Origin of the sequence: Cellulosimicrobium protaetiae, from assembly GCF_009708005.2 — a bacterium.
Taxonomy (GTDB): Bacteria; Actinomycetota; Actinomycetes; order Actinomycetales; family Cellulomonadaceae; genus Cellulosimicrobium; species Cellulosimicrobium protaetiae.
Genome location: NZ_CP052757.1, coordinates 16,461 through 38,740 on the forward strand (window position 1 = coordinate 16,461; position 22,280 = coordinate 38,740).

General features: G+C 73.0%; 19 protein-coding genes. 9 read left to right on the top strand and 10 right to left on the bottom strand.

The features are described 5' to 3' along the window. Positions 1 to 84 precede the first annotated feature (84 nt). Positions 85 to 2,244 (bottom strand): bifunctional copper resistance protein CopD/cytochrome c oxidase assembly protein, encoded by a 2,160-nt coding sequence (locus FIC82_RS00080; protein ID WP_253691300.1) that lies wholly within the window; start codon positions 2,242 to 2,244, stop codon positions 85 to 87. 64 nt (positions 2,245 to 2,308) lie between these two features. Beyond that, complete coding sequence (locus FIC82_RS00085) at positions 2,309 to 2,812, bottom strand: PPOX class F420-dependent oxidoreductase (protein ID WP_154797089.1); 504 nt, start codon at positions 2,810 to 2,812, stop codon at positions 2,309 to 2,311. Positions 2,813 to 3,035: 223 nt separating this feature from the next. On the opposite strand from FIC82_RS00085, the gene FIC82_RS00090 reads away from it, so the two are divergent. Genes FIC82_RS00090 through FIC82_RS00115 form a run of 6 tightly spaced genes read left to right on the top strand, consistent with a single transcriptional unit; the run spans position 3,036 to position 8,773 of the window. Then, entirely contained in the window at positions 3,036 to 4,034 is a 999-nt protein-coding gene (locus tag FIC82_RS00090) for an AAA family ATPase (protein WP_154797090.1), read from the top strand. A 32-nt stretch (positions 4,035 to 4,066) separates the two neighbouring features. Then, entirely contained in the window at positions 4,067 to 4,969 is a 903-nt protein-coding gene (locus FIC82_RS00095; RefSeq protein WP_168731334.1) for a DUF58 domain-containing protein, read from the top strand. Continuing rightward, complete coding sequence (locus tag FIC82_RS00100) at positions 4,956 to 5,459, top strand: hypothetical protein (protein ID WP_154797091.1); 504 nt, start codon at positions 4,956 to 4,958, stop codon at positions 5,457 to 5,459. Before FIC82_RS00095 ends, FIC82_RS00100 begins: the two co-directional genes overlap by 14 nt. Beyond that, positions 5,453 to 6,547 (top strand): vWA domain-containing protein, encoded by a 1,095-nt coding sequence (locus tag FIC82_RS00105; protein WP_154797092.1) that lies wholly within the window; start codon positions 5,453 to 5,455, stop codon positions 6,545 to 6,547. Before FIC82_RS00100 ends, FIC82_RS00105 begins: the two co-directional genes overlap by 7 nt. Before the next feature lie 4 nt (positions 6,548 to 6,551). Next, positions 6,552 to 7,733, top strand: a complete 1,182-nt coding sequence (locus FIC82_RS00110) for a vWA domain-containing protein (protein WP_154797093.1) — start codon at positions 6,552 to 6,554, stop codon at positions 7,731 to 7,733. Further along, positions 7,730 to 8,773, top strand: coding sequence for a hypothetical protein (locus FIC82_RS00115; RefSeq protein WP_154797094.1), 1,044 nt, complete (start codon positions 7,730 to 7,732; stop codon positions 8,771 to 8,773). The genes FIC82_RS00110 and FIC82_RS00115 overlap by 4 nt, the downstream gene beginning before the upstream one ends. Here FIC82_RS00115 and FIC82_RS00120 read toward each other — a convergent pair. Next, complete coding sequence (locus FIC82_RS00120; RefSeq protein WP_216609947.1) at positions 8,704 to 10,191, bottom strand: LLM class flavin-dependent oxidoreductase; 1,488 nt, start codon at positions 10,189 to 10,191, stop codon at positions 8,704 to 8,706. The genes FIC82_RS00115 and FIC82_RS00120 overlap by 70 nt on opposite strands. Next, positions 10,188 to 11,234 carry an LLM class flavin-dependent oxidoreductase gene (locus FIC82_RS00125; RefSeq protein ID WP_154797095.1) on the bottom strand — a complete coding sequence of 349 codons (1,047 nt, stop codon included), beginning with the start codon at positions 11,232 to 11,234 and terminating at the stop codon, positions 10,188 to 10,190. Before FIC82_RS00125 ends, FIC82_RS00120 begins: the two co-directional genes overlap by 4 nt. Positions 11,235 to 11,348: 114 nt before the next feature. Here FIC82_RS00125 and FIC82_RS00130 point away from each other — a divergent pair, with 114 nt between their 5' ends. Beyond that, complete coding sequence (locus tag FIC82_RS00130) at positions 11,349 to 11,984, top strand: nitroreductase family protein (protein WP_168731336.1); 636 nt, start codon at positions 11,349 to 11,351, stop codon at positions 11,982 to 11,984. Positions 11,985 to 12,094: 110 nt separating this feature from the next. Beyond that, complete coding sequence (locus FIC82_RS00135) at positions 12,095 to 12,817, top strand: GNAT family N-acetyltransferase (protein WP_154797096.1); 723 nt, start codon at positions 12,095 to 12,097, stop codon at positions 12,815 to 12,817. Between the two features lie 30 nt (positions 12,818 to 12,847). Here the strand turns inward: FIC82_RS00135 and FIC82_RS00140 are convergent, their stop codons facing one another. The 6 genes from FIC82_RS00140 to FIC82_RS00165 are packed head-to-tail and all read right to left on the bottom strand — an operon-like array spanning position 12,848 to position 20,463. Continuing rightward, on the bottom strand, positions 12,848 to 14,254 hold the full coding sequence (locus tag FIC82_RS00140; protein WP_154797097.1) for a hypothetical protein: 1,407 nt from the start codon (positions 14,252 to 14,254) through the stop codon (positions 12,848 to 12,850). Further along, entirely contained in the window at positions 14,251 to 16,074 is a 1,824-nt protein-coding gene (locus FIC82_RS00145) for a carbamoyltransferase family protein (protein WP_154797098.1), read from the bottom strand. Before FIC82_RS00145 ends, FIC82_RS00140 begins: the two co-directional genes overlap by 4 nt. Positions 16,075 to 16,083: 9 nt before the next feature. Further along, positions 16,084 to 17,391, bottom strand: coding sequence for a chorismate-binding protein (locus tag FIC82_RS00150; RefSeq protein ID WP_171445681.1), 1,308 nt, complete (start codon positions 17,389 to 17,391; stop codon positions 16,084 to 16,086). 35 nt (positions 17,392 to 17,426) lie between these two features. Beyond that, complete coding sequence (locus tag FIC82_RS00155) at positions 17,427 to 18,827, bottom strand: coproporphyrinogen-III oxidase family protein (protein ID WP_154797100.1); 1,401 nt, start codon at positions 18,825 to 18,827, stop codon at positions 17,427 to 17,429. Further along, complete coding sequence (locus FIC82_RS00160; RefSeq protein WP_168731337.1) at positions 18,824 to 19,417, bottom strand: anthranilate synthase component II; 594 nt, start codon at positions 19,415 to 19,417, stop codon at positions 18,824 to 18,826. Before FIC82_RS00160 ends, FIC82_RS00155 begins: the two co-directional genes overlap by 4 nt. Continuing rightward, positions 19,414 to 20,463, bottom strand: a complete 1,050-nt coding sequence (locus FIC82_RS00165; protein WP_171445682.1) for a RidA family protein — start codon at positions 20,461 to 20,463, stop codon at positions 19,414 to 19,416. The genes FIC82_RS00160 and FIC82_RS00165 overlap by 4 nt, the downstream gene beginning before the upstream one ends. 74 nt (positions 20,464 to 20,537) lie before the next feature. Here FIC82_RS00165 and FIC82_RS00170 point away from each other — a divergent pair, with 74 nt between their 5' ends. After that, the gene (locus tag FIC82_RS00170) at positions 20,538 to 22,280 is read left to right on the top strand and encodes a non-ribosomal peptide synthetase (protein ID WP_154797102.1); all 1,743 of its coding nucleotides are present in this window, start codon (positions 20,538 to 20,540) and stop codon (positions 22,278 to 22,280) included.

Genomic DNA, 22,280 nt, shown 5'->3' on the forward strand with positions numbered 1-22,280 from the left:
CGACATGAGGGTCGTCATGCGGTCCATAGGAACCCTCATGTCGTGTTCGACAGCGGGCGGGGTCGTGCTCGGCGGAGGAGGGGGTCAGTCGTCTCGCTTCGACATCTTCGCCAGCATGGCGTTGTACTCCTGGAGCTCGGCGTCGCCGTCGCGGTCGGCCTGACGGTCGCTCCGCTTGGCCTCGCGCTCGTCGGAGCGCGTCCACATGACGGCGACGACGATCGCGAGGATCAGCGTCGGCAGCTCGCCGATGCCCCAGGCCACGCCGCCGCCACGCTGCTGGTCGACGATCGCGCTCGGGCCCCAGTCCCGACCCAGCAGCCCGAACCACTCCGGGACGAGCAGCACCTCGCCCGTGGTCAGCGCGACGCCGAAGAACGCGTGGAACGCCATCGTCGCGAAGAGCAGGAGCAGCCGCTGCGGGTACGGCGGGCGGTGCGGTCCGGGGTCGATCCCGACGAGCGCGTTGGCGAACAGGTACCCCGCGAGCGTGAAGTGCGCGAGCATCGCGAGGTGCCCGGCGTAGGTCGTCAGGGCGAGCTCGAACGCGGGCGTGTAGTAGAAGACGATCATCGACCCGGCGAAGTTCACCGCGGCGACGATCGGGTGGGCGAAGAACTGCCCCACGCGCGACGTCACGATCGCGAGCACCCACTCGCGCGGCCCGCGCGACCCGTCCTTGCGCGGCGGCACGGCGCGCAGGAGCAGCGTCACGGGCGCCGCGAGCACGAGGAAGATCGGCACGACCATCGCGAGGATCATGTGCTGGACCATGTGCGCGCTGAACAGCACGTGCCCGTACATGGCCGGCCCGCCGGAGGTCACCCAGAAGAGGATGGCGATGCCGATGCACCACGACACCGTGCGCCCCACGGACCAGGAGTCGCCGCGCCTCGCGAGGCGGCGCACCCACCGCAGGTAGACGACGAGCGCCGCGACGCACGCGAACGCGGGCAGCAGGTCCCAGCGCCACTCGGTGAACCAGCGCGCGAGCGTCGGCTCGGGCGGCAGCGCGTGCCCGGTCACCTGGTACGCGGCAGAGGTGTCGACCGGCTCCTCCTGCGGCACCGGCGGCGCGGTCGACCCGAGCGCGACCGCGACCCCGGACACCGCGCCCATGATCGCGAGCTCGACCGCGACGAGGCGCCAGAACAGCCAGCGCGTGCCCTCCGCGGCGGCGCCCTTGGCGCCCCCCGTGGACGACGAGCCCGTGCCCTTCGCGGGCTTGCTCGCCGACCCCCTCGACGAGACCTTCGAGGAGCCCGTCGTCGCACCCGGCGACGAGGAGCGGTCCGCGCCCGGCCGCGCGACCGCCGTCGGACCCGCGAGCCGTCGCACGACGAGCTCGCGGTGCGCGAACCCGACCGCGCCGAGGACCAGCAGGAGGGCGAGCTTGGTGAGCAGGAGGATGCCGTAGTCGGTGGTCAGACCGGCGAGCGTGTCGACGCGGATGCTCGCGTTCGCGATGCCCGAGACGGCGACGGCGACGTAGCACCACAGCGCGATCGCGGAGTACCGCGCGACGGACGACGCGAACTCCGCGCGCCCGATCCCGCCCCGTACACGCACGACGGCGAGCGTGCCCAGGCCGCCGACCCACAGCGCCGCGCCGGCGAGGTGGAGGAACATCGAGGAGACGGCGAGCTCGTGGCTCACGGCCCCCGCGGCGTGCCCCGTGTTGGCCTGCATCGCGATCGCGACGAGCGCGAGCGCGGCCGTCCACATCGCGCCCGTCGCACCACGCACCGCGAGCGCGGCGGCGGACGTCAGCGCCGCGACGACGATGACCGCGAGGTAGTTGCGGCCCAGGCTGACCTGCGAGACGAACAGCCCGAGCTGGTCGCCGAACGTCGGGCCCGTGATCGGCGTGCTCGAGATCGACGAGTAGCGCAGCACGACCTGCACGACCGACAGCACGGCCCACGTCGCCGCCGACGCGCCCGCGACCCCGAGCGCCTTGCGCACCGGCGTCCCGGCGGGCAGCACGCACGCGGCGAGGACGAGCGAGCCCAGCGTCAAGGCGACGGAGAGCTCGGTGAGGACGGTGACCACCGGGGTGCCGAGGCGCGCGAGCACGCCCGGGTCGGGGAAGCCGGCGGGGACGGTGAACGCGGCCGAGAACGCGCCGGCGGCGAGCACCGCGACGACGGCGACGACGACGGCGAACGGTCCGGCGAGGACGAGCCACCACGGGTTCGCGGGTCGGGCGTCCGACGGCGCGCGGCGCAGGGCAGTCGTGGTCACCGGACCAGGGTAGCGAGCGCGCGGACCGCTCCGGTCATCGCCTGTGGACGACCAGGTCGCCGCGTCACGGCTGCGGCAGCCGCGCCATCCCGTAGACGCGGGTCGCGCGGACCCGCAGCACCTGGCGGCGGTCGGCGACCATCGCGCGCCGGAACTCCTCCCAGTCGGGGTGCTCGCTGCCCGAGGCGGCGCGGAAGGTCTCGACGAGCTCGTCGGCGGCGGCGTCGTGCGGGTCCAGCGCGACCGCGCTCAGCTCGGCGTCGCCCTCGACGACGGCGTAGCTCCAGAAGTCCTCGGCGCTCACCTGGAGGGAGACGCGCGCGTCACGTGCCGCGTTGCGGGTCTTGGCACGGTCCGCGGTCACGGAGACGCGCGCGACCCCCTCCTCGGCGTCCCACGCGTAGAGCACGTTGGAGAGCTGTGGTCGGCCGTCCTTCTTGACGGTCGCGAGGACGCCCTGGTGGCGCGCGGCGACGAGGGCGAGGAGCGCGGGCTCGCCGAGCCCTGCGGCGTCGGGGGCGGGCGCGGCGGCAGTGGCGTCGGTCGTGCCGACGGCGTCGGTGCTCATGACGGCCCAACCCCGCGACGCCGCCACGACATTCCCGGTCGTGAGAGCGGCGGACGGGGTGGGGACCTCTCCCCACCCCGACCTGTGGACGACGCCCGGTCCGCCGGGGGTCGCGCTGGCATACTGGGCCGGGTTCGCCGGGGGCTCGCGACGTTCCGTCCGCCCTTCCGGCCGCGCACGGGACCACACCCGCACGACCCACGCACGACCCGGAGGACGATCGATGGCCGCAGGGCACGGCAGCATCTCCACGCAGGACCTCGACCGCGCGAGCCACCTGCTCAAGCGCGTCGGCCAGGTCTTCGACCAGCGCGTCGTCGGCCAGGACGCGCTGCGCACGGCGCTCGTCAGCTCGCTCCTCGCGGGCGGGCACATCCTGCTCGAGTCCGTGCCCGGGCTCGCCAAGACGACGGCGGCGCAGACCCTCGCGGCCGCCGTCGACGGCACGTTCCACCGCATCCAGTGCACGCCCGACCTCATGCCGAACGACATCGTCGGCACGCAGATCTTCAACTACGCGACGGGCGAGTTCACGACCCAGCTCGGCCCCGTGCACGCGAACGTCGTGCTGCTCGACGAGATCAACCGCTCGTCGGCCAAGACGCAGTCCGCGATGCTCGAGGCGATGCAGGAGAAGCAGACGTCGATCGGCGGCGAGAACTACGCGCTGCCCGACCCGTTCATGGTGCTCGCGACGCAGAACCCCATCGAGGAGGAGGGCACGTACGTCCTCCCCGAGGCCCAGATGGACCGCTTCCTCATGAAGGAGGTGCTCACCTACCCCACGCCGCCGCAGGAGCTCGAGATCCTCCAGCGCGTCGCGACCGGGCAGATGACGCAGCCCCTCACGGCGCAGCCGATCTCTCTCGACGACGTCCGCTTCCTGCGCGGCCTCGTCGACGACGTGTACGTCGACGACTCGATCAAGCGCTACGTGGTCGACCTCATCAACACGACCCGGTTCTCCGGCCCACGCCCGATCCCCGGCCTCGACCGTCACGTGCGCGTCGGCGCGTCGCCGCGCGGCGGCATCGCGCTCATGCGCGTGGGCCAGGCGCTCGCGATCCTCGCGGGCCGGGCGTACGTCATCCCGGACGACATCAAGGCCGTGCGCTACTCGGTGCTGCGGCACCGCCTGGTGCGCACGTTCGACGCGCTCGCGAACGACGTGCCGCCGGAGCAGCTCGTGGACGCCGTGTTCGACGCCGTCCCCACGCCCTGAGCGATCCCCTCACCGTCTCGAGAGAGCAGCACGTGCCCGACGTCTCCCGTCTCGCCCAGGTCCGGGCCCGGCTCGACCTCCCGGTCGCGCGCCGGGCGTCCGGCCTGCTCGAGGGGCGGCACCGATCGGTGTTCAAGGGCCACGGGCAGGACTTCGACGACCTGCACCTGTACGCGCCGGGCGAGGACGTGGGCGACATCGACTGGAAGTCCTCGGCGCGCGCGGGGCTGCCGATCATCCGCCGGTTCGTCCGCGAGTCGAACCTCAACCTCGTCCTCGTCGTCGACACGGGCCGGACGATGGGCGCGACCGCCCCGAGCGGCGAGACCAAGGCGGAGATCGCGAGCTTCTGCTGCGCGCTCGTCGCGTACCTCGCGCGCGACCGCGGGGACCGCGTCGCGCTCGTCGCGGGCGACGCCGAGCGTCTCGCCCAGCTCCCGCCCCGCGCGAGCACGCGGGACCTCGAGGTGCTGCTGCGCACGGTGGAGGACCTCTGGCGTCCCGACGCCCCCGCGAGCGACCTGGCGCGGCCCCTCGACCGCGCGCGGTCGGCGTTCCGGCGCCGCTCGCTGATCGTCGTCGTCACCGACGAGGCGCGGCCAGAGGCCGGGCACGAGCAGCTCCTGCGGTCGCTGCGCGTGCGCCACGAAGTCATGGTCGTCCAGGTCGCGGACCTCTCCCCCGTGGGCGCCGGGGTCGGGCCGCACGCCACGGGCGACGTCACCGACGTCGACGGGACGTTGCGCCTGCCGGCGTTCCTGCGGGGCCGGGCCGCGCTCGCCGAGCCCGCGGCCCAGGCTCTCGCCGCCCGGCGCGCCGAGGTGGCGGAGCGGCTGCGCACGCTGCAGGTCGAGGGCGTGCTCGTCGAGGGGTCGGACGACGTGGTGCAGCGGTTCGTCGAGCTCCTGGGGAGGCAGAAGCGTGCCCGTCGATGAGCTCGTCGACCCCGTGGGCTACTCGGGGTGGTGGACCGTCCTGGGGATCGTGCTGATCCTCGCGGCGGCTGCCGTCGTGTTCCTGGTCGTCTGGCTGACGCGCGCGAGCGCGGCCGAGAAGGCCGCGCCGCCGCCCGCGCCCCTGCTCCCCACCGGCCCGTACGACCCCTACGCGTCGCTGCGCGCCGAGTACGAGCGGCGCCTCGACGCCGTCGCCGAGCGCTTCCGTGCCGGTGAGCTCGACGAGCGCACGCTGCACCTCGCGCTCTCCGCGGAGATGCGCAGCTTCGCTACCGGACGCCTGGGGCAGGACGCGTCGTCCATGACGCTCTCGGAGATCCAGCAGCTCGGCCAGGCGGGGCGCCTCACGCAGCTCATCGCGCGCTACTACCGGCCCTCGTTCGCCGACCACGACAACGACCCCGCGGCCCGGGCGACCGACGCCGAGGACTCGATCGACCGCGCGCGGTCGGTGGTGCGCGGATGGTGAGGCACGCGCTCGCGTCGAGCACCGCCGTCGTGCCCGGTCCCCAGGGCGCTTCCCTCCTGTGGCCGTGGCTGTGGGGCGCGCTCGTCGTCGCCGTCGTCGCCGCGGGCGCGGTCGCCTGGTGGCTCGCCCGGCACCGCCGGTCGCGCGACGCCGACGCCGACGTGCTCTGGGTCGCGAACTCCGACTACCTCGCGCGCGTCCCGGCGTTCGCCGCATGGGTGCGCCGCTACCGCGTGCTCCAGGGGCTCACGGCGGCGGGGCTGCTCGTCGCGGTCGTCGGCGCCGGGGCCGTGGCGGCACGGCCGGTCGAGACGGACGTCGTCGTCGACCGGCTCGGCACGCGCGACATCGTGCTGTGCCTGGACGTGTCGGGCTCGATGATCGAGTACGACGGCGCGGTGCTCAAGGTGTTCCAGGAGCTCGTGGACAACTTCGAGGGCGAGCGGATCGCGCTGTCGATCTTCAACTCCTCGTCGCGCACGGTCTTCCCGCTCACGGACGACTACACGCTCGTGCAGGAGGAGCTCCAGGCCGGGATCGACGCGCTCGACAAGGACCCGTCCACGTTCGACTACACGGGCGGGTCGGACGACGCCGAGATCCTCGAGTACGCGCAGTTCAGCGCCGGCACGACCGCGAACCTCTCGGGCGCGAGCCTCATCGGCGACGGTCTCGCGAGCTGCGCGCTCCAGTTCGACGCGGAGGACACCGAGCGCTCGCGCTCGATCATCCTCGCGACCGACAACTACGTCTCCGGGACGCCCATCTACACGCTGCCCCAGGCAGCCGACCTCGTCGCGTCGCGCGACATCACCCTGCACGGGATCTTCGGCGGCTCGCAGCGCTACGAGGGCACGCCCGAGGAGAGCGAGTACCGCAGCACGGTCGAGGACGGCGGCGGGCTCTACTTCCTCGCCGACGACCCCGCCGCGGTGCAGGGCATGGTGGACGACGTCGTCGCGCAGCAGGCGGTGGAGCTCGACGCGTCCCCCGAGGTGATCGTCACGGACCGGCCCGCGGGCTGGTTCCTCGTCGCGGTCCTCGGCGTCGCGCTGCTGCTCGTCGTCGCGTGGCGGGTGAGGGAGTGACGCGATGACTCTCGGAGGAGTGACGCTGCAGCCGCTCGTGCCCGTGTGGGCGCTCGCGCTGCTCGTCCTGCCCCTGCTCGGCCTGGCCGTGTGGCAGGCGGTCGTGGCCGGGCGCCCCGGGCCCGACGGCGCTCCCCGCCCGGGCGCCCCGCGCGGCGCCTGGCTCCGCCGCGCCGGGGCGGTCGTGCTGCTCGGGATCATCGGGCTCGCCCCGTCGGTCGCGTCCACGGACCGCGACACGTCGGTCGCGAACGTCGACATGTTCTTCGTCGTCGACCGGACGGGCTCGATGGCGGCCGAGGACTACGGCCCCGACGGCGGCCAGGAGCGGCTCGACGGCGTGCGAGCAGACATCACCAGCCTCACCGAGTCGATCCCCGGGGCCCGCTACTCGATCATCTCGTTCGACTCCCAGGCGTCGCGCCAGCTCCCGCTGACCACCGACGCACGCGCGATCACGTCGTGGGCCGACACGTTCCACCGCGAGATCACGCGGTACTCGCAGGGCTCCCTCACGGACCGGCCCCTCGACGAGCTGCGGTCCGCGCTCCAGGGGTCCGCCGAGCAGCACCCGGCGAACGTGCGCCTCGTCTTCTTCCTCACCGACGGGGAGCAGACGGCGGAGGGCGACCCTCGCTCGTTCGCCGAGCTGGCCCCGCTGGTCGACGGCGGCGCGGTGCTCGGCTACGGCACGGCCGAGGGCGGGCGCATGAAGGAGTACGACCCGGACGTGGACCCCGAGGACGCGGAGTACATCATCGACTGGTCGCAGCCGAGCGACGACGGCGAGCCCGTGGAGGCGCTGTCCGTGCTCGACGAGGAGTCGCTCACCACGCTCGCCGACCAGCTCGGCGTGCCGTACGTGCACCGCCAGGAGCCGTCGGAGACGGCGTCGCTCGTCGCCGGCGTCGACCCGCAGCAGGTGGCCGCCGACGGGCGACGCGACGTCACGGCGTACCGCCCGGTCGTCTGGCCGTTCGCGCTCGCGCTCGTCGCGCTGCTCGGTCTCGAGGCGTGGTTCTGGTCGCGATCGGCCAGCCGCTCGCTCGTGCGCCCGACCACGCCCCGACGGTCGGCGACCGGCGGAGCCACGCCCGACGCGGGAGCGCGGGAGCCGGGCGGGCAGCGCGGCGGCGACCGGTCGCCGTCGGGCGCACCCGCACAGGACCGGGTGGTGCGCCGATGAGTTGGACCCCTCCCCCGACACCGCCGACGGGACATCGGAAGCCGCGTCCCACGGGTGTCGCCGCGCTGCGCGCTGCGCGTCTGCGCCGGCGCACGTGGTGGCTCGTCGGGACGCTGCCCGTGGTGCTCGCGCTGGTCGTGCTCGGGGTCAAGCTCGCGTTCCTCGCGCCGATCGCCGCGATGGGCAAGGACCGCTACGACACCGGCGACGCCGAGAGCGCCGCGGACTACTACGGGATCCAGCGGACGCTCAACATCGTCGAGCCGTGGAAGGCGCACTACAACCACGGGACGGCGCTCGCCCGGTCCGAGGACTCGTGGGCCCTGTACGACGCGATCACCTCCCTCGACCGCGCGTACGACCTCGCGGAGCACGAGTCGCCCGAGGAACGCTGCATGATCCAGACGAACCTGTCGCTCACGTACGAGATCCAGGGCGACGGCGACATGGCGTACGCGGACGGCAAGGCCGCGGAGCTCGCGCTCGTCGAGGAGGCGATCGCCGCCCGGGACGCCGGGCTGCCGTACGACGAGGAGGTCCTCGACCCCTACGGCGACGGGAGCGAGGAGCCCGACCCGGAGGAGCTGCGCCAGGACGTCGCGGACTGGTACGAGTACGCCGAGCGCGAGTACGCCACGGCCGAGCAGATCCGCGGCTGGCCCGACTGCGGGGAGTCCGAGCAGACCCCCGAGCAGGAGGAGCAGGACGAGGCCGCGCTGCAGCGCCTCCAGGACAAGCAGCAGCAGGCGCAGGACTCGCAGCCCGAGAACCAGGGCGGCGGCGACACCCAGGAGGGCGAGGGCTCCGAGGGCGACGAGCAGTCCGAGGCGTCGGGCGGCGAGGGCTCCGAGGGTGAGGGCCAGCAGAGCCAGGCCGAGCGCGAGGAGCAGCAGCGCCAGCAGGAGCTCGAGCAGCAGGGCTCCGAGGCACGCGACGAGCAGGAGCGCCTGGAGCAGGAGTACCGCGACCTCTACGGCGACCAGCCCGGCACCGGCACCGACCCGGGCGACGGCAGCGGGAGCGGCACCAAGAACTGGTGAGAGCGCCAGCCCCGCAGCCAGCCGCGCCGGCGTCTCCCGACGCGTCCGGCCCGCGTCATCCCGTGGCGGGGAGCCGGTGGTGGACGGGCGCGCGCAGGCCGAGGTTCTCGCGCAACGTCGTCCCGGGGTAGCGGGTGCGGTAGACGCCACGTTCCTGGAGCTCGGGCACGAGCCGGTCCACGACGTCGTCGAACCCGTCGGGGACCGACTGGGGCGTGAGGTTGAGGCCGTCGAGCTCCCCGGCCCGCACGGACGCCGCCAGGCGGTCGGCGACCGACGACGGTGTCCCGACGAACGCGGCCGCCGCGTGCAGCGAGTCGACGAGGCCGCGCACGGTGAGCCCCCGCTCGGCGCTGACCGGCGCCACGCGGCCGCAGTCTCCACGGGGTTGTCGCGGCTGTTGACGACGCCGTGGGTGTGCGCGTCTGCTCGGCCGACGCGGGGTCGACGTCGGGCAGCGGGCCGTCGGGGTCGAGCCACGAGAGGTCACGACCCCACACCGCCTCGATCACCGCGACGACCATGCGGTCGGTCCAGGTCCGCCGGTGGAACCACTCCGCCTTCTCGCGCGCCTCCGCCTCGGTGTCCCCGAGGGTGATGCTCGCCGCGGGGAAGATCCGCAGGTCGTCGGCGGGGCGGCCGTGCGCGACGAGCCGACGGCGCAGGTCGGCCGCGAACGCGGCCGCCGCCTCGGGCTCGAGGTAGCGCGAGAAGATCCCCTCGGCGTGCCGGGCGGCGAAGTCGCGGCCCTCGTCGGACTCGCCCGCCTGGAAGATCACCGGCGCGCCCTGCGCCGAGGGCGGCAGGGTCGCGGTCGCGACGACGTCGTGGTGCGCCCCCGTGCGCCGCACCGGGGTCCCCCGGTCCGCGTCCCACAGCGCGTGGACGATCGCGAGGTGCTCCTCGGCCGACCGGTAGCGCTCGGAACGGGGCAGGTAGCCGCCGCGACGGAAGTTCGCCCCGGTCCAGGCGTCGTTCGTCGTGACGACGTTCCAGCCCGCGCGCCTGCCGCTGAGCCGGTCGACGGTCGCTACCCTGGCCGCGAGGTCCGCCGGGGCCGCGAAGGTCGTGTTGAGCGTCGCGACGAACCCGAGGTGCCGCGTGCGCGCGGCGAGGTGCGCGAAGAGCACGAGCTGGTTCGGCCGGCCGGTCACGACCGTGTCGTTGACCCGCCCGAGGTGCTCGCGCAGCCGCTGGCTGTCGCCGAGGAACATGGCCGAGAACAACCCCCGCTCGGCCGAGCGCGCGAGCGTGGCGTACGTCTCGGCGTCGTAGTAGGTCGTCGGGTCGGCGACGGACGTCCAGTCGTAGTGCGGGCCGAACGGGAAGAACGCGGCGAGGTGGAGCTCGCGGCGCGGCGCGCCGGTCGCACCCGCGGGGGTCGACATCGCGGTCGAGCGGGTCCTCGGTGCGCTCACGGTCGTGCTCCGATCGTCGTGGTCTCGTGCTCGGGCGCCGGTCGCGCGGTCGGGTCGCCCGCCCGGCCCTCCGGGCGTTCGAGACCGAGGTGGTCGCGCAGCGTCCGGCCGGGGCCAGGCGGCGGGGCAGCGAGACCGCGCGCGTGCAGCGCCGCCAGGACCTGCCCGACGACGGCCCACGCCTCCTCCGTCCGGTCGGGCACGAGCCGCACGACGAGCGGGCGGGGGTGCCCGCGGTCCTGCCGGCCCACGAGGGACGCGCCCGTCGTGCCCGCGACCGCCGCGGCCGCCCACCGGGCGATCTGGTCGACGACGCGCCCCACGGCTGCGGCGACATGACCCGGCTGGCCGGTCACCGCGACGTCGACGAGCGCGGGGCCGCCCACGGTGTCCGTCCCGCCGGGCGCGCGGACCACCGTGACGTCGCGTGCGTCCGCGGGGAGCCAGCGCGCCTCGGCGAGCACGGGCACATGGCCCTGCGGCGGTCGCGGGAGCAGGGCCGGGCCCTTGACGGAGAACCGCTGCCCGACGAAGTCGACGTGGCGGACCCGCTCGGCGTCGAGGAAGCGGCCGGTCGCGCGGTCGGCGACCAGTGCGCCCTCCTCCCACGAGTCCCAGAGCAGGCGGGCAGCCTCGACGACCTCTGCCACGTCGTGCGCGAGCGCCGACGGGTCGTCGGAGCCGACGGGCTCGGTGCCGTGCGCCCGCGCGTGCGCGGCGTCGTCGACCACGTCGAGCCACCACCCCGCCCGGCCGCGGGAGATGCGGTCGAGGCTGGAGAGCTGGTTGGACAGGTGGAACGGCTCGGCGTGCACGGGGTTGACGACGGCCACGAGGCCGACGCGCTCGGTCCACGCCGCTGCGAAGGAGGCCGCCTCGACCGCCGTGAGCCCGCCGTCGGGCCCGGGCGCGAAGGTCAGCGCGTGCACGCCCGCCCCGTCGAGCGCGGCGACGCGCGCCCGGAGACTCTCCGCGTCGTCGTGCTCCCCCGTGTCGACGTGCACCGCCACCAGCACGTCCGTGACTGGCACTTCCGTGACCATCTGCTCCCCCGTCCGAGGCCTGTGGATCAGGACGCGCCGCGGGTGTGACCACCCTGCGAGACGGCGGCCGGGACCCGCGAACGCGCCGGATGGCAGCCCGTACCCTCGGCGACCGTGACCACACCTGAGGATCTGTCCATCCTTCGAGCGCTCCACTCGACGCCGTCGCGCCGCTACCTCTCGCCGGACGCCGTGCCCGACGACGTGCTCGAGGCGATCCTCGACGCCGCGGTCCGCGGCCCCAGCGGGGGCAACCGCCAGCAGTGGGCGTGGGTCGTCGTGAGGGACCCCGCGACCAAGGCGCAGGTCGCGGAGTGGTACCGCGAGGGGTGGCGCGCCGCGTACGGGGACCGCCGCGACGCCGTCCTCGGTGCGGCGTCCGACGACGCGGGCGTGAGCGACGCGGGCTTCCGCGCCGTCGAGCACCTGGCCCTGCACCTGGAGGAGGCACCGGTGTGGGTCGTGCCGGTGCTGCGGAACGCGGCGGGCTCGACGGACCCCCGGCTCGGCGCCTCGATCTACGGCGCGGTGCAGAACCTCGTGCTCGCCGCGCGCGCCTACGGGATCGGCACGACGCTCACGACCTTCCACACCGTCCGCGAGCGCGACGTCGCCACGCTGCTCGGCCTGCCCGACGACGCACTGACCATGGGCCTGGTCCCGCTCGGCTACCCGGCGCGCGGGCGCTGGTCGCAGCCGCGCCGGCGCCCGCTCGCGGAGGTCGTGCACCGGGACCGGTGGGAGGGCTGAGCGCGCCTGGAAGATGCGCGCGCCCGCGAGCGTTCGCCCCGGAGGACACGCACGGCCGGACGACCGTGACGACGGCACGGCACCCGGGTGACCGGGCGAGGAGGAGCAGCATGACCGCGACGAGCACGCAGCCCGACGCCACCGGCGTCGACGACGCCGTCCTGGAGAACCCGTCGTGGAGCGCCCTCAGCGGCGCCCACGCGCACCTCGCCGAGGGCGACGACCTCGCGCGGCGCTACCCGGCCGACGTCTCGCCCATCACGGGCGTGCGCTCGTGGGACGAGCCCGGGGTGTGGGACGCGGTCGCCGCGCTCGTCGGCCCGGGCGGCCGCTTCTCCGGGCCGCCCGTGGGCGTCGACCTGCCGGAGGGCTGGACGCTCGAGGCTCGCGTCGACGGGGTCCAGCTCGTCGAGACCGAGCGCCTGGCCACCCGCCCCGACCCGGACGCCGTCGTGCTCGGCGCGGCCGACGTGCCGGAGATGCTCGCGCTCGTCGAGCGCAGCCGCCCCGGGCCGTTCGAGGCCCGCACCTACCTGCTCGGGCGCTACGTCGGGTTCCGGGACGACGCCGGCCGGCTCGTCGCGATGGCGGGCGAGCGACTGCACCCCGCCGGCTGGACGGAGATCAGTGCCGTGACGACCGACGTCGCGCACCGGGGCCGTGGCCTCGCGTCCCGCCTCGTCCGCGACGTCGCGTTCCATGTGCAGGAGCGGGGCGACCGCGCGTTCCTGCACGCCGCCGCCGAGAACGTCAGCGCGATCGGGGTGTACGAGAGGCTGGGGTTCGCGCTGCGCCGCCGCACGAGCTTCGGGTCGCTGCTCGCACCTCGGTGATCCAGGCAGGGACCGGCGACCGCCCGTCGCTCACCGGACAGCGGGAGAGAACGTCCCGACCGCGGCGACCGGCGTCTCCACGAAGCCGACGTGGGCCGTGGCCGCGAGCGTGCCCGGCTCGCAGAAGTCCGCGGTCGCGACGACTCGGCGCGAACGCAGGTCCACCACGTGGAGTCGCGTGGCGCTCGTGAGGTACACCATGCCGTCACGTACCGCGAGGTAGAGCGGAGCGGTGCCGTTCTTGGCGCACGCGTAGGGCGGTTCGGTGTGCGTCTCCGCGAACAGCTCGACGCAGTCGACGAGGGTCATGGTGCGGGCGTCCAGGAGGAAGAGCTTGTTGGGATACCCCGTGACGGCCATGAGCTGACGGCCCTCCCAGCGGAACAGCACCTGCGACGTGATCCGGTGAAAGTCCGGGCGCGTGAAGCTGCCGAGCAGCTCGACCGCGCCCGCGACGTAGCGGTACTTCTCCACGACCCCGGGGCCGTGGACGACGACGTCGTTGCGCCACTTGGAGATGTTGTTGCACGAGACGTAGAAGACCTGGTCGTCCTCAAGATCCAGGTCGACGTGCGCCGAGCACGGCGTGGACGTCTCCTGGACGATCTCGACGTCCCCGTCGACGACGGCGAACCGCCCCTCGGGAAAGTCCGCGGCCGCGTAGGTGGCGACGTCCAGGTCCGACGCCGCGTCGGCCACGGCGTCGACCGTGAGGTTCATGTCGACCGCTACCGTGAAGCCGGCCGGCGAGGTCAGGACGTCGTGGACGGTGTCCAGCGCGAAACGGGGCAGTGCTCCGACGCGCCGCGGCTCGCCGACCGAGCCCCACTCCCACAGCCCGCTCTGCACCGGGCTGTCAGCGCCTCGATACCGGAGGAGCCGGTCCTCCGCCTCCGAGATGGCGAACGACAGGACGCCCGGCCGTCCCTCGCACGCCGTGGAGCCGACCATGCGGGCGACCTCCTCCTCGCCCGCCGCCGGCCACCGCCGGTGGTCGCCCCCGCCCTGGCCGGCGCCCGGGTCCACGAGACGGATGTACGGAGCCTGCTTGAAGAACACGGCGACGTGACCGCTCCGGGTCTGGACGAAGCTGTGCGGATGCAGGAAGTAGGGCAACAGCTGCTCGACCGTGCTCGTACCGTATGGCAGCGCATCGCCGTCGAGCTCGGCCCCGAGCCACGTCGCGTGGCGGCCTCGCTGGTCCGTGATGTCGACCGTCAGCTCCCGCACCGTTCCCGCACCGAGGTCGAGGAAGAGGTAGCGCTCGCGAACCCCGTCGGCAGAGAGCCCGCTCACGAGGAGCACACCGTCCCCGGCGCTGCCCGTGACGTGCAGGGGCCTCGTCGTGACCTCGTGAGGTTCCCGAGGTAGCCGACCGTGGATCGGTGTCGTCACCGGCGCGGGACCAGGCGTGGAGAGGTCGGCGTTCGCGGTCATACGGGCTCATCCTCCAGGAGTGCGGTGTCGGTGAGGTGTTCTCGGGCGGTACGGACGCGCTTCGTCACCAGGAAGGTGCCCAGCACGAGGACGTCGATCTCCGTCGAGAGGAAGCAGCGGACCGCGTCCTCGGGCGAGCGGACAATCGGCTCACCGGCGACGTTGAAGCTGGTGTTGACGAGACACGGCGTCCCGCTGCGCTCCGAGAACTCGTCGAGCAGCCGGGCCAGCATCGTCCCGTCGTCAGGCACCGTCTGGACGCGAGCGGTCCCGTCGACGTGGACCACCCCGGGGACGCGGGCACGCCACTCCGGGAGAACGTCGACGACGAACGTCATGTACGGGGAGCTCGACTTCTTCCCGAGGTCGAACACGCGGGGAGCGTCGCGCTCCAGCACGACGGGCGCAAAGGGACGGAAGGGCTCGCGGTGCTTGACCTTGACGTTGATGACCTCCCGGATGTTCTCGAACGTCGGGTTCGCGAGGATGCTCCGGTGCCCGAGCGCACGAGGACCGAACTCCGCCCTTCCCTGGAACCATCCGACGACGAGAGGTCCGAGCAGGATCCGAGCGACACGCTGCGCGACCCTGTCAGGGTGGATCTCCTCGACGTCGACCGCGTCCACGAACCTGGCCAACGCGCGACGGATCGATTCCGGCCCGAACTGCGACCCGAGGTAGGGGGAGGCGTCCCGCACCAGGTCGTCACCGGAGCAGGACGCCACGTAGGCACCGGCACCGATCGCGACGCCGCAGTCGCTCGCGGCGAAGCTGACCAGGACGTCCTCGAACCCCGCGGTCCTCGCCAGACGTCCGTTGTTGACGCTGTTCTCCGCCAGGCCGCCCTCGAACAGCAGCGTCCTCGCTCCCGTCCGCCGTGCGATCTCGGTGGCTTGGTGCGCCGTCACGGTCTCGACGACCTCCTGCGCCGCGCGCGCGACGCGCGCACGGAACCCGAGGTCGAGCCGAGAGCCCGGTGGACGGAAGAGGTCGTCGAAGACCGCGACGTACTCGCGCTCGTCCCGCAGCGGGTGCTCGAGCGAGAGCCTGTAGCGCCCGCCGTCGAGGAGCTCGACGACGTTCTCGAGCAGCGGGTTGTCCGCCGACCGCGCGTACGCGGCAAGACCCATCACCTTGTACTCGTCCATGTTGGGCACGAACCCGAGGTATCTCGTGACCTTGCTGTAGAGCATCGCGACGGAGTCCGCGAGGGGGATGTCGAGGTCCGGCCAGGTCTGCCGGGCCCCGTCACGGAACTCCCCGGACGTGCTCGAGAGCAGCTCGGCGCGACCATCGCTCACGAGATACGCGACGTCGCCCGGAGGCGCCAGCCGGTATCCGCAGTAGAGGTGCGCGAGGTGGTGCGGCACGAGCTCGACGCGAGCAGGATCGACGTCGAGACCGGTGCGGCGCGCGAGGTCGCGACAGACGGCGTCGTGCGAGACGAGATCGTCGTACAGGGCGTCGAGCCGCGTCGTCTCGCCCGTGCGGCCCGGACGAGTGACTCGCGCCGCACGCTCTCGGAGCGCCTCCTGGACCGCCGGGGTGAAGGCCCACCCGAACGCGAACCGGTCGACGTCCTCGAGCCGCAGCCCTGTCTCCGCCATCGCCGTGCGCAGCGCGAGCTCCGGGAAGTCCGACGACTTCTTCCGTCGGCTGACCCGCTCCTCCTCGACCGCGTACACCAGGCGGCCGTCGACGAACACGCTGACGCCCGCGTCGTGACCCAAGACTCGGTGCTGGTCCCTCCCGTCCCTCCCGTAGAGCTCCGCAAACAGCTCCCGCGACCTCGAGAACCCGTTGTACCCGACGACGATCATCGAATCCCCCTAGACCAGTGCGCTCATCTTGAGATGGAGCTCCGCCAGCTCCGCGTCCGGCGTGGAGCCGGAGACGATGCCCCCACCGCACCGCAGCGAGAGCACTCCCTCCTCGTCCTCCGAGGCGCAGGTGACGACCGTCGTCGAGCGCACCCGCGCGCCCGCCTCGGAGACCGTGCCCACCACGCCGGTGTAGTGCCTCCGCGACGACGTCTCGATGTCGTCGAGCACCTCCTGCGCCCGCGCTTTGGGCGCACCCGTCCCCACGCCGCGAGGGAAGTTCGCGAGCACCGTCTCCGCGGTGCTGACGTCCTCCCGGACCGTCCCGCGGACGTCTGACGCGAGGTAGATCGTCGGCCCGACCGCGAGCGGTTCCATGAATCGCTCCACGACGACCGAACCCGGCTCGCAGATGGTCGCGAGATCGTTGCGCTCGACGTCGACGAGCATGGCGTGCTCGGCGAAGAACCTCGGATCCTCGGCGAGCGCGCGTTCGGCGGCGCTCACCGCCGAGGGCGGCCCGCTGGACGGCTGCGTCCCCGCGAACACCCTCGTCCGCACCGTGCTCCCGTCGACGTGCACGTGCGGGAGCGAGCACGCACCGAGCACCAGACCGTCCTGCCCGTGGAACCGGTACGAGAAGCTCGCGTCCCGATACCTGCGACAGACCTCGGCAAAGTACTCGTACCGGTCGACACGGGCGCGGACTCGGGCCTCGGCGGACACGAGGAGCTGATAGACCTCGCCCCGCGCGAGGTGCCGTTGCACGTCCGAGAACTGCCGCCGGTAGGCCACCTCGTCGACCCTCTCCACGAACTCGGTCAACGTGCCCCCGGGTCGCGCGCGCCGCCCCGACCGCTCCGCGAGCTCCTCGACCACAGCCCGGTCGGGCGGGAGGCACCGCACCTGCCCGGCCGCCTCGTCGACGAGGACCGGGTGCCCCGGTCGCGCGACGAACGCCAAGGCACCCGGAGCGTCCCGCGACGAGAGTCCCCTCGCGGCGCGAAGCGGCCACACCAGGTCGTAGGAGAGAGCGAAGACGACGTCGGGTACCCACGCGGGCCCCGCTGCGACCCGGCTCACGGCGGTGAGCGCCCGGTCGAACGACTCCGTCGGCGATCCCGGGACGCGACGGCCGTCGACCACCGACCCGACCTGGTCGATCCACCACGTGCGCTCGCACGTGGTCAGCACCGTGACTCGGGGACTGCTCGTCCCCGCGGAAGGCTGCCCGTAGAGGAACGCGGGGCCGAAGCGGTGCTCGTACCCCCGCAGGAGGTCCTGCGCGGTCAGGCCCGGCGGCAGCGGGATGGTCACCTCGACCGGTCTCGGCGAGGCGAGGTGCGGCCCAGTCATACCGTGAAGTTGAAGGCGTTGCCCGTGCGGCCGATCACCTGACCGAGACCGCTCCGCACGGCCGAGCTCACGGAGTCGCTGTAGAAGAGTCGGACGAAGCGGTCGGCCACGTCGAGGTAGTCGCTCCGGTACGCGATGCGGTCCGGCGCGACGTCCACGACCCCGAGAGCCTCGAGCGCCTCGAGCTCCCTGCCGAAGCGCGCGAGCGGTTCGCTCCCCGCGGGGTAGAAGCTGTTGAACCGTGCGACGTCGATCTCGCCGTGCTTCATGGCCAGTGACATGTGCCGTCTGAGCGACTCCTCCTCGGAGAGAGGGAACGCACGCTCCACGATCGGCTCACCCTCCCGGACCCTGCGCATGTACTCGGTGTACTTGAACGGGTTCTGGTAGGTGAACCCGTGCGAGTGGCTGTAGCCGCTCGCGCCGAGCGCGAGGACGTACCCGTTGTTGCCCCAGTGGTTGTCCTGGTAGTGGAAGACCGAACCGGGACGCGGGAACAGGTTCCGCGAGTACTGCTCGTAGCCCGCGGCGAGCATGCGCCGCTTCGCGAAGCGGAAGAGGGCGAGGCTCCGCCGGAAGACGTCGAGCAAGTTGTCCTCGCGGAAGGTCTTGTCGTTGATCGACCCGCGCCGCACGGACAGCGTGAAGAGGGTGATCTGGGTCGGGACGGGGTCGAGGACCTGGACGGCGTCCATCGTCCGCCGCATGTTGTCGAGCGCCTCCCGCTCGATCCCGGCGATCAGGTCGATGTTCACCTCCTTCACGCCGCTCTCGACCATGTTGTCGTACGTCCGCACGACCGAGTCCGGGGTGTCGGAACGCCGCGAGAGCCGGAGGATCTCCGGGTCGAGAGACTGCACGCCCATCGAGAGTCTCGTCGTCCCGTTACGCACCATCGCCTCGATGCGATCCTTCGTCGCGGAGTCGGGCGAGCACTCGTACGTGATCTCCCGGCACGTGGACAGGTCGAACTGGCCGATGACACGTTCGAACAGGAAGTCCACCTGGTCGGGGTTGAGCCTGCTCGGGGTTCCGCCGCCGACGAAGACGGTCTCGATCGCGCGGCCCGCGAGCTGCGGGGCGTACCGTCGCGCCTCGATCTCCAGGCAGCGCAGGTACTCCCAGATGACCTCGGTGTCGTCCTGCACGACGGCGACCGAGTAGTAGCAGAACGAGCACTTCTGCTTGCAGAACGGGATGTGGATGTACAGGTTGTGCGAGAACACGTCGCTGCCGGCCCAGATCCGCTCGGGCGAGGTGTCGTCGTCGGGCGCCCAGAGGGAGATCGGCGGGTAGGTGAACACCAGGCCGGGAATGCGGTCCTCCGACCTGATCAGCTGGTCGAGGACGTCGGACACGGTGGCGCCGTCAAGGTCGAAGAGGTACTCGTCGGTCATCGGCTTGCTCCTCGGGTAGTGGTCAGGAAACGAGCGAGGACGTGCACGCCGTCCGGCGTGCCGATCGACTCGGGATGGAACTGGACTCCGACGAGGACCCGTCCGGGGTCCTCGAACGACATGACCGCCCCGTCGTCCTCGGCGCGGGAGGTCACCGTCGCCGCGGGTGGGAGGCTCTCGGGCACCACGACGTGGCTGTGGTAGCGCATGACGGACAGCTGCGACCCGGCCGGCCCGAGCACACCCGGCGCGTGCACGCGCACGGTGGACACGACCCCGTGGGTCGGTCGGTCGAGGACGCGGGTCCTGGCTCCGAGCTCGAGCGCCAGGATCTGGTGGCCGAGGCAGATCCCGAGCATCGGGACCACGCCCAGGTAGCGGCGCGCCACCTCGCGGCTCAGACCCGAGAGCACCCGCGGATCACCCGGCCCGGGCCCGAGCACCACGTGCGTCGCGGCCCGCTGCGCGACGGCGGCCAGCGGGTCGCGTCGTGAGAGCACCACCACCTCGCCAGCCCCGGCGGCGTGGAGCGCGTGGGACACGTTCGCCGTGAACGAGTCGTCGTTGTCGATCACGACCACGCGGGTCACGGCGCGCGCCGGACGGCCCGACCCTCGACCTCGAACACGAGGTCCGGCCGACACACCGCAGCCGTGTTGTGGAGCACCGAGACGGTCCAGCCGCGACGTCCCGCGATGCGGACGAACGCTTCCCTCACCCGCTCGTCGACGCTGTAGGCGGAGACCGAGCAGAGGTCGGTCGGCGTCATCCCCGCCCGCTGGAGGAGGTCCTCGAACCCGTCGAGCGCACGGACGACGGCGTCGTCCCGGTCCGCCACGCGGACGGACCTGCCGGCCTCGTCGATGGCGGAGATACCCGAGACGTTCACCGTCCGGAGCCCGTTGTGCTCGACCAGGTTGGCGCGGGCGAACCTCGGGCCGTACTGCACGGGAGGTCGCTGCAGATCAGTCTCGAACGGGGTCGCCACCGGGGCGCCGTCGTGCGCGATCGCCTCGACGACCGCAGCGCACCACGTCGCCGGGTGCGGCAGCTCCGCCCCGATGCCCGTGCTGGCAGGAAGGTGGCGGAGGCCCCAACGGTCGAACGCCTCGTCGCGCGCGTCGTTCAGGTGCCGGTAGGTCGTCCCGATGTCACGCAGGAAGTACCAGGTGCGCACGAGGTGCGACGGGCTCATGCCGGACGCCCCGAGGACGTCCTCGACGCCGTCGAAGATCGACCGGAGCTGTGCTTGCGGACCTGGTCCGGCAGGCTCCGGCACGACGTGCACCAGTCGGCGTACAGAGGCGCCGTCGACCGTCTCCAGGAGGGTGGTCCCGGCGTCGACGCGAGTGACCGCGATCTCCGGGCCCGGTGCCACGGCGACGATCTCGACGGCGACGCCCGACCCGCTCCCTGGACCGATCGTGACGACGCGCGCGTCCCGGACCCGAGACCCGAGGGGGCCGGACACCGTGGCGCGGACGACAGCCGCCCCGTGTTCGTCCTCCACGGCACGCAAGAGCGCCTCGACCGCAGCCGCACCCGATCCGGCGGCGAGCTCCGCCCGGACGTAGAGCTCGTCGTAGAGCGCACCCGGCACCCGCACGACCGTGTGTTTCGCCGTCGAAGCCGGCACGCGGTCACCCCCTTGTAAAGACCGTGAACATTTGCCAAGGTACCGGTACGACAACTCGGAGAAAAGAGCGTCTTATGGAGCAAGACGGACTGCTCGGACGGCACGTGCACGCCCAGTTCGCGGCACAGGCCTCCCGCCGGCCCGCTGCGACCGCGGTCGTCGTGGACGGCACGACGACCGCGTACGGCGCTCTCGCCTCGCTCGTGTTGGACCGGGCCGGTGCGCTCCGCGAGGCCGGGGTCCGGCCGGGTGACGTCGTCGCCTGCGATCGCCCCCGCGGGCTCCCGCTGGTGGTCGACCTCCTCGCCGCCGACGCCGCGGGCGCGACCCTCCTGCTCCTCAACCCGGACGATCCGCACGCACGCAAGGCCACCGTCCGCTCCGAGGCGGCCGCACGGTGGTCCGTGGGCCCGACGGGGACGGTGACGGCCGAGCCGCGCACGGCCCGAGGCTCCGGTGCGGACACCCCGGCGACCGACGGTGCCCGTGCGACGTCGGGCGCACCGGCGCTCGTCTTCGCGACGTCCGGGTCCACGGGGACGCCCAAGCTCGTCGCGCTGCCGCCCGACGCTTTGCTCGCCGGGGTCCGGTGGGCCCGGTCGCGCCTCGGCGCGGGACCCGATGACCGCTACCTCTTCCGCACCTCCCCGGGCTTCGTCACCGTGCTGCGTCACGTGGTCTGGCCGCTCGCCACCGGTGGGGTGTGCGTCGTGATGCCGCACGGGCTCGAGAAGGACGCAGGTGAGGTCGCCCGTGCGCTCGTCCGCGAGCGCATCACGATCACCACCTTCATCCCGTCAGCCCTGCGCGTGACGATCCCTCACCTCGACGGCGGTGCAGCGACCTCGGTCCGCCACGTGCTCTGCGGCGCCGAGCCGTTGACCGAGCCGCTGCGCGCCGCGACCTCGACCGCGTTCCCCGCGGCCGAGATCCACAACCTCTACGCACCGACCGAGTGCCCGATGGTCACCCACCACGCCTGCGCGCCGGAGGAGCCCGGCGAGAGCCCCTTGGGCCCGGCGATCCACGGCGCCGTGCTCCGTGTCGTGACAGAGGAGGGCCACCTCGCGCAGGCGGGCGAGTCCGGAGAGCTCCTGGTCGGCGGCGAGAGCTTGTCGTCCGGATACCTGCGCGCAGGGGCGCTCGACACTTCCCACCTCGTCGACGACCGATGGGGCGGTGGCGGAAGGCTGCACCGAACGGGCGACTTCGCGCGCGTCGGGCACGACGGCGCGGTCCACTACGCAGGGCGTTCTGACGACTTCGTCAAGGTCCGCGGGTTCCGGGTCGCCCCGGGAGAGGTCGAGACCGCGCTGCACGCCGACCCGGCCGTCGGAAACGCGGTCGTGCTCGCCGTCCCGGGCACCAACGGCCCTCGTCTCGCGGCGGCGGTGACCTCGAGCACGACGGCGGGGGTAGACACGGACGCCGTGGCGGCCCGGCTCGCACAGCGGATCCCGCAGTACATGGTCCCCTCGGTGATCGCCGCGCTGACCGACCTCCCGCGGCTGGCGAACGGCAAGGTGGACCGGGCGTCGCTCATCGAGGCCCTTCGTGCCACGCCGACGGCTTCCCCCGAGGTGGAGCTCCCGCACGACGAGCTGGAGGCGACCATCCTCGGGATCTGGCGACGCGTCCTGGACGCCCCGGGTGCCGGGACGCACGACACGTTCCAGTCAGCGGGAGGGGACTCCCTCGCCGCAGCGGAGCTGGCGTTCCTGCTCGAGGACGAGCTCGGTGTCGAGATCCCGTCGACGGTGCTGCGCACGGCACGCACCGTCTCGGAGCTGGCGCGTGCGGTGCGGTCCCTGTCCTGA